Raw genomic sequence first — 8,222 nt, forward strand, 5'->3', positions numbered from 1 at the left:
TCGGCCTGCCCCGGGAACTGCCCCGCCTGAGCGAATCGGCCCTGATCATGGTCGACTTCCAGAACACCTACCGCACCGGCGTCATGCGGCTCGACTGCTGGTCGGCGGCGGCGTCACGTACGCCCTGGTCGGCCGGGACGGCGACCCGCAGCAGGGGCAGTTGGCCGGCGGGCAGTCGCCGACGAGCCCGGGCGCCGACCCCGGCCGGATCCTCGACTCGGGAGCGCCCGGGGCGGGAGCGACCGCCACCAGGAGCCCGTCCGCCTCCGCGACGCCCTCCGAGGGGGACGCGAAGACCCCGTCGTCCGCGAGCCCGACCGGGTCCTCGTCCCCGTCCTCCCCCTCGTCCTCGTCCCCGCACTCGTCCCCGTCTCCGTCGAGGACGACCAAGGCGCCGGTCCCGGGCGGCAGCACCGGCGGAACAACCGGCGGCGGCTCGAACACGACGGGCGGCGGCGATACGTCCCCGAGCCCCGCGTCCGGCGGCTGCACCCCCGTCGGTGGCGGGAAGTACAACTGCCAGGTGTGGCGCACCGAGAAGACGTACCGTCACGACGGCGGCGAGATGGGCGTCCTGAACGCCGGCACGAACTACTTCTACTGCCAGGTCGACCTGGGCCGTCGCGAGACGTACGGCCAGTGGACCAACATCTGGTGGGCCAGGACCGACGACGACAGCGGCAACACCAACGTGTACTTCAGCGTCGTCTACATCAAGGGCGGCGCCAACGACCAGCCCGTGCCCGGTCTCCCGATCTGCTGACCGCGCCGGGGGCGGAGCCGGGCGCGGCCGTACGAGGCCGGGCCGGGCGTCAGGCCTCGTACGGCGGGACCTCGCCCGAGCCGCGGGCGATCAGGCGGGTGTCCAGGACCACCGTGGCCGGCGCCTCGTCGACCCCCTCCAGGCGCCGGAAGAGCCGTTCCGCCGCCGTCCGGCCGAGCGCGGCCGCGTCCTGGGCGATGACCGTGATGCCCAGCAGGTCGGCGAGCTCGATGTCGTCGAAGCCGACAAGGGCGACCGGGCGTTCACGGCCGGCGAGGGCCCGTACGGCGGTGACCGTCACCCGGTTGTTGCCCGCGAACAGCGCCGTCACCGGCTCCGGCCCGGAGAGCATCGCCCCGGCCGCCTCCGTCACCCGCTCCGGGTCGGTCGGGCCGAGCGACACCCACGCGTCGGCCACGTCGAGGCCCGCGTCCTCCATCGCCGCCCGGTAGCCCCGCAGCCGCTCCCTCGCGGTGTGGATACCGGGCCGGTCGGCGATGAAGCCGATCCGCCGGTGGCCGTGTGCGACGAGGTGCGCCACTCCGGCCCGCGCGCCGCCGAAGTTGTCCGAGAGGACGGCGTCCGCGTCGATCCCGCCCGCCGGGCGGTCGACGAACACGGTGGCGACGCCCGCCCGGATCTCCGGCTCCAGATAATGGTGGTCGCGGCCCGCCGGGATGACGATCAGTCCGTCCACGCGCCGCGCGCACAGCGCGAGCGCCAACTCCTGCTCGCGCTCCGGGTCCTCGGCGCTGGAACCGTTGATGAGCAGGGCCCCGTGCGCCCGCGCCACCTCCTCCACGGCCCGGCTGAGCGGCCCGTAGAAGGGGTCGGCGAGGTCCTCCAGGACCAGCCCGACGGTCGCCGTCCTGCCCTTGCGCAGAACGCGCGCGCTGTCGTTGCGGCGGAAGCCCAGCGCCTCGATGGCCTCCCGCACCCGGTGCTCGGTGTCCGGGGTGACGCCCGGTTCGCCGTTGACGACCCGGGACACCGTCTTGAGGCCCACGCCCGCCCGGGCGGCGACGTCCTTCATCGTGGGCCGGTTGCCGTAGCGGGGGTCGGGACGGGCGATGTCGGCCACGGTGCGCGGTTCCTCCGGAGCGTGTCGAGTCGATCTCGGTTCGAGCATAGGCCTTGGACAACGTTGTCATCACTGGGAGACTGTAGGGAACCACTTCCCGTTCCCGCCGACAGGAGGCTTCCCGCGCATGGACACCGACCCCGCCACGGGCCTCGTCGCCGCCCTCGACATCGGGGGCACCAAGATCGCCGGAGCCCTGGTCGACGGGGAGGGCCGCATCCGCCTCCGCTCCCAGCGGCCCACGCCCGCGCGTGAGGACGGCGAGACGGTGATGGCGGCGGTCGAGGCGGTGCTCGCCGACCTCGCGGCCTCCCCGCTGTGGGAGTCCGCCGGTGCCGTCGGCATCGGCAGCGCGGGCCCGGTCGACGCCTCCCGGGGGACCGTCAGCCCGGTGAACGTGCCCGGCTGGCGCGACTATCCCCTCGTCGAGAGGGTGCGCCGGGCCGCGGCCGGCCGACCGGTCACCCTCGTCGGCGACGGCGTCGCCATGACGGCGGCCGAGCACTGGCTCGGAGCCGCCCGGGGCCACTCCGACGCCCTGTGTCTCGTGGTCTCCACGGGCGTCGGCGGCGGCCTCGTGCTCGACGGCCGGGTCCACCCCGGCCCCACCGGCAACGCCGGTCACATCGGCCACATTCCGGTGGATCTCGACGGCGAGCCCTGCGCGTGCGGCGGACGCGGCTGCGTCGAGCGCCTCGCCAGCGGCCCGCACCTCGCCCGCCGCGCCCTGGAGAACGGCTGGCGGCCGGGGCCCGACGGCGACGTCTCCGCCGCCGCGGTGGCCGCCGCCGCACACGCCGGGGACCCGATCGCCGTCGCCTCGTTCGAGCGCGCGGCCCAGGCACTCGCGGCGGGCATCGCCGCCACCGCCGCTCTCGTCGAGATCGACATCGCGGTCGTCGGCGGCGGGGTGGCGGGTGCCGGCGAGGTCCTCTTCGCCCCGCTCCGGCGCAGCCTCCGCGCCTACGCCACGCTCTCCTTCGTCCGGAACCTGACGGTCGTCCCCGCCCTCACGGGCACGGACGCGGGGCTTCTGGGGGCTGCGGCGGCGGCGGGCGAGGGGGCGTGGGCGGACTCGGCCATCTGACCTGGATTCAATGTCCGGGATCCAATATTCGGATCCCGGACATTGAATCCCGGACATTGGAACCCGGACATTGAATCCAGGATCCCGGACATTGGATCCAGACCCCAGACCGATCCCCGCCTCCGCCGCCCCCTCACTCCCGTACCCGCTCCGCCGTCCGCTGTTCGACGACCACCAGGAACGCGTCGGACTCCAGGTCCATCACGACCCGGGCCGGCACTCCCTCCTCGCGCCGCGCGCCGGCGAACTCCTCCGCGGGCAGGCTGCCCCGCGGCCCGCCGGCCGGAAACCGTTCGAGAACCGTACGACTCATCTCAGCACCCCCTCGTGCTCGCCGTCTTCAACGAGAGCCGCCCGGAAGTGTCACGCACATGCCGAGACGTGTGTTCGTGGTTTCCGTGGCAGGGTGTTGCGGGCAAGCCACTGGGGGCTATCGAAGAGGGGGAAACGTGATCGTCTGGATCAACGGTACGTTCGGTGCGGGAAAGTCCAGCACCGCGCGCGAACTGGTCGATCTGATCCCGAACAGCACCCTGTACGACCCCGAGCTCACCGGCGGAGGGCTGCGCAGGCTGCTCCCGGCCAAGCGGCTCGCCGAGGTCGAGGACTACCAGGACCTGCCGATCTGGCGCCGTCTGGTCGTCGACACCGCCGCCGCCCTGCTCGCCGAGGTCGGCGGCGTCCTGGTCGTCCCGATGACCCTGCTGCGCCAGGAGTACCGGGACGAGATCTTCGGCGGGCTCGCCGCCCGCCGCATCGACGTGCGCCATGTGCTGCTCGCCCCGGAGGAAACGATCCTGCGGCAGCGGATAGACGGCCGGGCGGAGTACGGCGACCCCGAGGTCGACGCGCGCGTCCGGGAGTGGTGCCACCGGCACCTGCCGTCGTACCGCGCCGCCCTCGACTGGCTCGCCGACGACGCGTACGCGCTCGACACCTCGGCGCTCACCGTGACCGAAGCCGCCCGGGCCGTCGCCGACGCGGTCCGGGCCGACCGGATCGCACCCTGCGGCATCGTCCAGACGCCCGAGCCGACCGGCGAGACCCTCGCCGCCGGAGTCCTGCTCTTCGACGAGCAGGACCGGTTCCTCCTCGTCGACCCCACCTACAAGCCCGGCTGGGAGTTCCCCGGCGGCGTCGTCGAGCCCGGCGAGCCCCCGGCCCGGGCCGGCATGCGCGAGGTCGCCGAGGAGATCGGCCTCGAACTCGACGCCGTCCCCCGTCTGCTGCTCGTCGACTGGGAACGCCCGAAGCCCCCCGGCTACGGCGGCCTGCGCCTCCTCTTCGACGGCGGAACGCTCCGTACCGCCGACGCCGAGCGCCTCCACCTCCCCGGCGCCGAGCTCCGCGACTGGCGGTTCGTCACCGAGGAGGAGGCCGCCGAGCTGCTGCCCCCCGTCCGCTACCGCCGCCTCCACTGGGCCCTGCGCGCCCGCGAACGCGGCACGGTCCTCAACCTGGAGGCGGGCGACCCGGTGGGCTGAACCCCCGCTTACGCCTGGGCCGCCGCCGCCGCGGCCGCCGTCAGCCGGGACGCCGTGTCCGTGGTCACCGGTGCTCCGTGCCCGCAGCACAGCACCGAGGGCGCGAGCTTCGCGAGGGCCCGCATCGAGTCCAGGGCGAGGGGCCGGTCGACGTGGAACACGCCGAACATCACGTCCGGCACCGAGGCCACCGTGTCCCCCGCGAACAGCACGCCGTGGCGGGGGAGATGGACGGCGATCGAGCCGGGGGTGTGGCCCGGGGTGTGGACCACCACGGCGCCGTCGCCGAAGCCCAGCTCCTCGCCGTCCTCGACCTCCCGGTCGACCCGGGTCGGCGGCGCCTCGGGCGTGCTCAGGCCGTGTTCGAAGAGGGGGCGCTCCCAGTCCAGGAGGTCGGGCTCCGGGACCGGCGCCTCGCCCCGGATCACCGGCGCGTCCAGCCGGTGCGCGAGGATCTCGGCACCGTACCGGTCCGCGAGCTCCTGGGCCGAGCCCACGTGGTCCCGGTGGCCGTGGGTCAGCACGATCCGGCGCAACCGGTCCGGGTCCAGGCCGGCCGACCGTATCGCCGCGGCCGTGCCGTGCGCCGTGCCGGCCCAGCCGGCGTCGATCAGGGTCAGTTCCTCCTCGTCCTGCCACAGGTACGCCTGGCCGATCGAGAAGTCGAGGAGGTGCAACCGCGGGGTGATCCTGGTGAGTTCAATGGAAGCCATACGGCGAACCTACGCATCCGCACAGGTCCGCCGTGTGCTTCTACGCTCTCGGCGAGCTTCGCCGAGCGCTGAACCGACCCGGCGTCAGCCCTGCTTCGAGCGGGCGTAGTTGACGAGGAAGTGCGCCTCGGCCACCGAGAGCCGCTCCAGCTCCTCCGGCGAGACGGACTCGTTCGGCGCGTGGATCTGCGCCTCGGGCTCGCTCAGACCGATCAGCAGGATCTCCGCCTCCGGGTAGAGCGAGGCCAGCGTGTTGCACAGCGGGATCGAGCCGCCCATGCCCGCCGTCTGCATCTCCTCACCGGGGTACGCGATCCGCATCGCCTCGGCCATCGACGCGTACGCCGGGCTGGAGGTGTCCGCCTGGAACGGCTGGCCCTGGCCGACCTGCTCGAAGGACACCCGGGCGTCCCACGGCGTGTGCTTCTCGATGTGCGCGAAGAGCAGCTTCGTCACCTCGGCCGCGTCCTCGCCCGGCGGCACCCGCAGGCTGATCTGCGCGCGCGCCGACTTCGGGACCGACGGGGTCGCGCCGGCCACCGGGTGGGCGTCGATGCCGATGACCGTGACCGCCGGGCGCGCCCAGATCCGGTCGGCGACCGTGCCGGAACCCGGCAGGGACACGCCCGTCAGCACCTTGGCGTCCTGACGGAAGTCCTCCTCCGGGTACTGGAGGCCCTCCCACACCTGGTCGCTCGCGAGGCCGTCGATGACGGTGGAGCCGTCCGGGCCCCGCAGCGAGTCCAGGACGCGGATCAGCGCGGCCAGCGCGTCGGGCGCGGCGCCGCCGAACTGACCGGAGTGCAGGTTGCCCTCCAGGGTGTCGATCGTGACCCGGATCATCGTCATGCCGCGCAGGGTCGCGGTCACCGTCGGCAGGCCCACGCGGAAGTTGCCCGCGTCGCCGATGACGATGGCGTCGGACGCGAGGAGCTCGGGGTGCTGCTCCGCGTACCGCTCCAGACCGCCGGTGCCCTGCTCCTCCGAGCCCTCGACGACGACCTTGACCGTCACCGGCACGCCGCCGTTCGCCTTGAGGGCGCGCAGCGCGAGCAGGTGCATGATGAAGCCGCCCTTGCAGTCGGCGGTGCCGCGCCCGTACCAGCGGCCGTCCCGCTCGGTCAGCTCGAACGGCGGGGAGAGCCAGACGGACTCGTCCAGCTTCGGCTGCACGTCGTAGTGGGCGTACAGGAGGACGGTCGGCGCGCCGGCCGGGCCGGGCAGGACGCCGTACACGGCCTGCGAGCCGTCCGGGGTGTCGAGCAGCGCCACGTCCTGGAAGTCCTCGGCGCGCAGGGCGTCCGCGACCCAGTTCGCCGCGGCCTCGCACTCGCTGCGGGGCGCCACGGCCTCGTCCGCCACCGACTCGAATGCCACCAGCTCGGTGAGCTCGGCCTTGGCCCGGGGCATCAGTGACCGGACGGTCTCGGCGATCGGATTCGAGGTCATGGGCACGCTCCTGATGGGTGCGACGTTACGACGTGAGGACGACGTTCGTCGTATGTCGTGGTACGCCGAACGCACCGTCGATCCTACGGGCGGCCCCCTGGCTACCGCGCCGTAGGATGCGTCAGGAGCAGACCACCGGTCGGATCAGGAGCAGAAGCACACGTGAGCAGCGAGCACGCAGAGAACGCCGGTCCGGAGCCCACCGAGCCCGAAGGCGCGGCTCCTGAGGCCGCCGGGAGCCCGGACGCGGAGGCGGCGCGGCTCCCGGATGACGCGGCGTCGGACGGGGCACCGGCCGGAGCGGGCGACTCCTCGGCCGACGGGCCCGCCGAGGAGCCGGCGGACGTCTGGGACGTCGTGGTCGTCGGCGCCGGCCCGGCCGGCGCGTCCGCGGCGTACGCGGCGGCGGTCGCCGGCCGCCGGGTGCTGCTCCTGGAGAAGTCCGAGCTGCCCCGGTACAAGACCTGTGGCGGCGGCATCATCGGCCCCTCGCGGGACTCGCTCCCGCCGGGCTTCGAACTGCCCCTCCAGGACCGGGTCCACGCCGTCACCTTCTCCCTGGACGGACGCTTCGCCCGCACCCGCCGCTCGCGCCGGATGCTCTTCGGGCTCATCAACCGTCCGGAGTTCGACGCGCAGCTCGTCGAGCACGCGCAGAAGGCCGGCGCCGAACTGCGGACGGGCGCCGCGGTGACCCGGGTGGAGCAGCACGGCCCGGCCGTCCCGGACCGGCGGACCGTCGCCGTCGTCCTCGCCGACGGCGAGACCGTCCTCGCGCGCGCGGTCGTCGGCGCCGACGGCAGTGCCAGCCGGATAGGCGCCCATGTGGGGGTGAAGCTCGGCCAGGTCGACCTGGGCCTGGAGGCGGAGATTCCCGTGCCGCCGTCCGTGGCCGAGGACTGGAAGGGGCGGGTCCTCATCGACTGGGGTCCGATGCCCGGCAGTTACGGCTGGGTGTTCCCCAAGGGCGACACGCTGACCGTCGGCGTCATCTCGGCGCGCGGCGAGGGCGCCGCCACCAAGCGGTACATGGAGGACTTCGTCGCCCGGCTCGGCCTCGCCGGCTTCGAGCCCACGATCTCCTCCGGCCATCTGACGCGCTGCCGCACCGACGACTCGCCGCTCTCCCGCGGCCGGGTCCTGGTCTGCGGCGACGCGGCCGGTCTCCTGGAGCCGTGGACGCGCGAGGGCATCTCGTACGCGCTGCGCTCGGGCCGTCTCGCGGGCGAGTGGGCGGTGCGGGTCGCCGAGTCGAACGACGCGGTCGACGCGCGGCGCCAGGCCCTGAACTACGCCTTCGCCATCAAGGCGGGGCTCGGGGTCGAGATGGCGGTCGGACGACGGATGCTCGCCGTCTTCGAGCGTCGGCCGGGGCTGCTGCACGCGACGATAACGGGACTGCGGCCGGCCTGGAACGCCTTCGCCGACATCACCCGGGGCTCGGCCACGCTCGGCGGCATGGTCCGCTCGAACGGCATGGCCCGGCGGGCCCTGGAGCTCCTCGACAAGCGGATGGACACCTCGACCGGTGTCGGCCCGGCGGGCCGGGGCGGAGGGCTGTACTCCAGCTCCTGGGCGTCGGCCGGAAGGATCAGCGCGGTCGGTGAGCAGATTGGCCGACCGCCTCGAAGGCCGCCATCTGCTC

Annotated in this window: 9 protein-coding genes and 1 pseudogene; 5 read left to right on the forward strand and 5 right to left on the reverse strand. The window is 73.8% G+C overall.

Annotated elements, in window-relative coordinates; all coding sequences use genetic code 11:
* Positions 1 to 95: pseudogene (locus ABZ318_RS37940) on the forward strand (cysteine hydrolase); the annotation flags it as partial.
* Here the strand turns inward: ABZ318_RS37940 and ABZ318_RS37945 are convergent.
* Entirely contained in the window at positions 82 to 534 is a 453-nt protein-coding gene (locus ABZ318_RS37945; protein ID WP_356906984.1) for a hypothetical protein, read from the reverse strand. The pseudogene ABZ318_RS37940 and the gene ABZ318_RS37945 overlap by 14 nt on opposite strands.
* On the opposite strand from ABZ318_RS37945, the gene ABZ318_RS37950 reads away from it, so the two are divergent.
* Positions 524 to 763 carry a hypothetical protein gene (locus tag ABZ318_RS37950; protein ID WP_356906985.1) on the forward strand — a complete coding sequence of 80 codons (240 nt, stop codon included), beginning with the start codon at positions 524 to 526 and terminating at the stop codon, positions 761 to 763. The genes ABZ318_RS37945 and ABZ318_RS37950 overlap by 11 nt on opposite strands.
* Positions 764 to 812: 49 nt before the next feature.
* Here the strand turns inward: ABZ318_RS37950 and ABZ318_RS37955 are convergent, their stop codons facing one another.
* The gene (locus ABZ318_RS37955; protein WP_356906978.1) at positions 813 to 1,844 is read right to left on the reverse strand and encodes a LacI family DNA-binding transcriptional regulator; all 1,032 of its coding nucleotides are present in this window, start codon (positions 1,842 to 1,844) and stop codon (positions 813 to 815) included.
* A gap of 127 nt (positions 1,845 to 1,971) precedes the next feature.
* Between ABZ318_RS37955 and ABZ318_RS37960 the strand changes: the two genes are divergently transcribed.
* A complete protein-coding gene (locus tag ABZ318_RS37960; RefSeq protein WP_356906979.1) occupies positions 1,972 to 2,931 on the forward strand; it encodes an ROK family protein in 960 nt (319 codons plus the stop codon).
* A 133-nt stretch (positions 2,932 to 3,064) separates the two neighbouring features.
* Here ABZ318_RS37960 and ABZ318_RS37965 read toward each other — a convergent pair whose 3' ends face one another.
* Positions 3,065 to 3,244, reverse strand: a complete 180-nt coding sequence (locus ABZ318_RS37965; protein ID WP_093877356.1) for a hypothetical protein — start codon at positions 3,242 to 3,244, stop codon at positions 3,065 to 3,067.
* Between the two features lie 136 nt (positions 3,245 to 3,380).
* Between ABZ318_RS37965 and ABZ318_RS37970 the strand changes: the two genes are divergently transcribed.
* Positions 3,381 to 4,415: an NUDIX domain-containing protein gene (locus ABZ318_RS37970; RefSeq protein ID WP_356906980.1), complete on the forward strand. Its 1,035-nt coding sequence runs from the start codon at positions 3,381 to 3,383 to the stop codon at positions 4,413 to 4,415.
* Between the two features lie 8 nt (positions 4,416 to 4,423).
* Here the strand turns inward: ABZ318_RS37970 and ABZ318_RS37975 are convergent, their stop codons facing one another.
* A complete protein-coding gene (locus ABZ318_RS37975; protein ID WP_356906983.1) occupies positions 4,424 to 5,119 on the reverse strand; it encodes an MBL fold metallo-hydrolase in 696 nt (231 codons plus the stop codon).
* Between the two features lie 93 nt (positions 5,120 to 5,212).
* Positions 5,213 to 6,577 carry a dipeptidase gene (locus tag ABZ318_RS37980; RefSeq protein WP_356906981.1) on the reverse strand — a complete coding sequence of 455 codons (1,365 nt, stop codon included), beginning with the start codon at positions 6,575 to 6,577 and terminating at the stop codon, positions 5,213 to 5,215.
* 162 nt (positions 6,578 to 6,739) lie between these two features.
* On the opposite strand from ABZ318_RS37980, the gene ABZ318_RS37985 reads away from it, so the two are divergent.
* Positions 6,740 to 8,222 (forward strand): geranylgeranyl reductase family protein (locus ABZ318_RS37985; RefSeq protein WP_356906982.1); only part of this gene is annotated, 1,483 nt, incomplete at its 3' end.

The organism is Streptomyces sp. NPDC006197, assembly GCF_040613865.1.
Classification (GTDB): domain Bacteria; phylum Actinomycetota; class Actinomycetes; order Streptomycetales; family Streptomycetaceae; genus Streptomyces.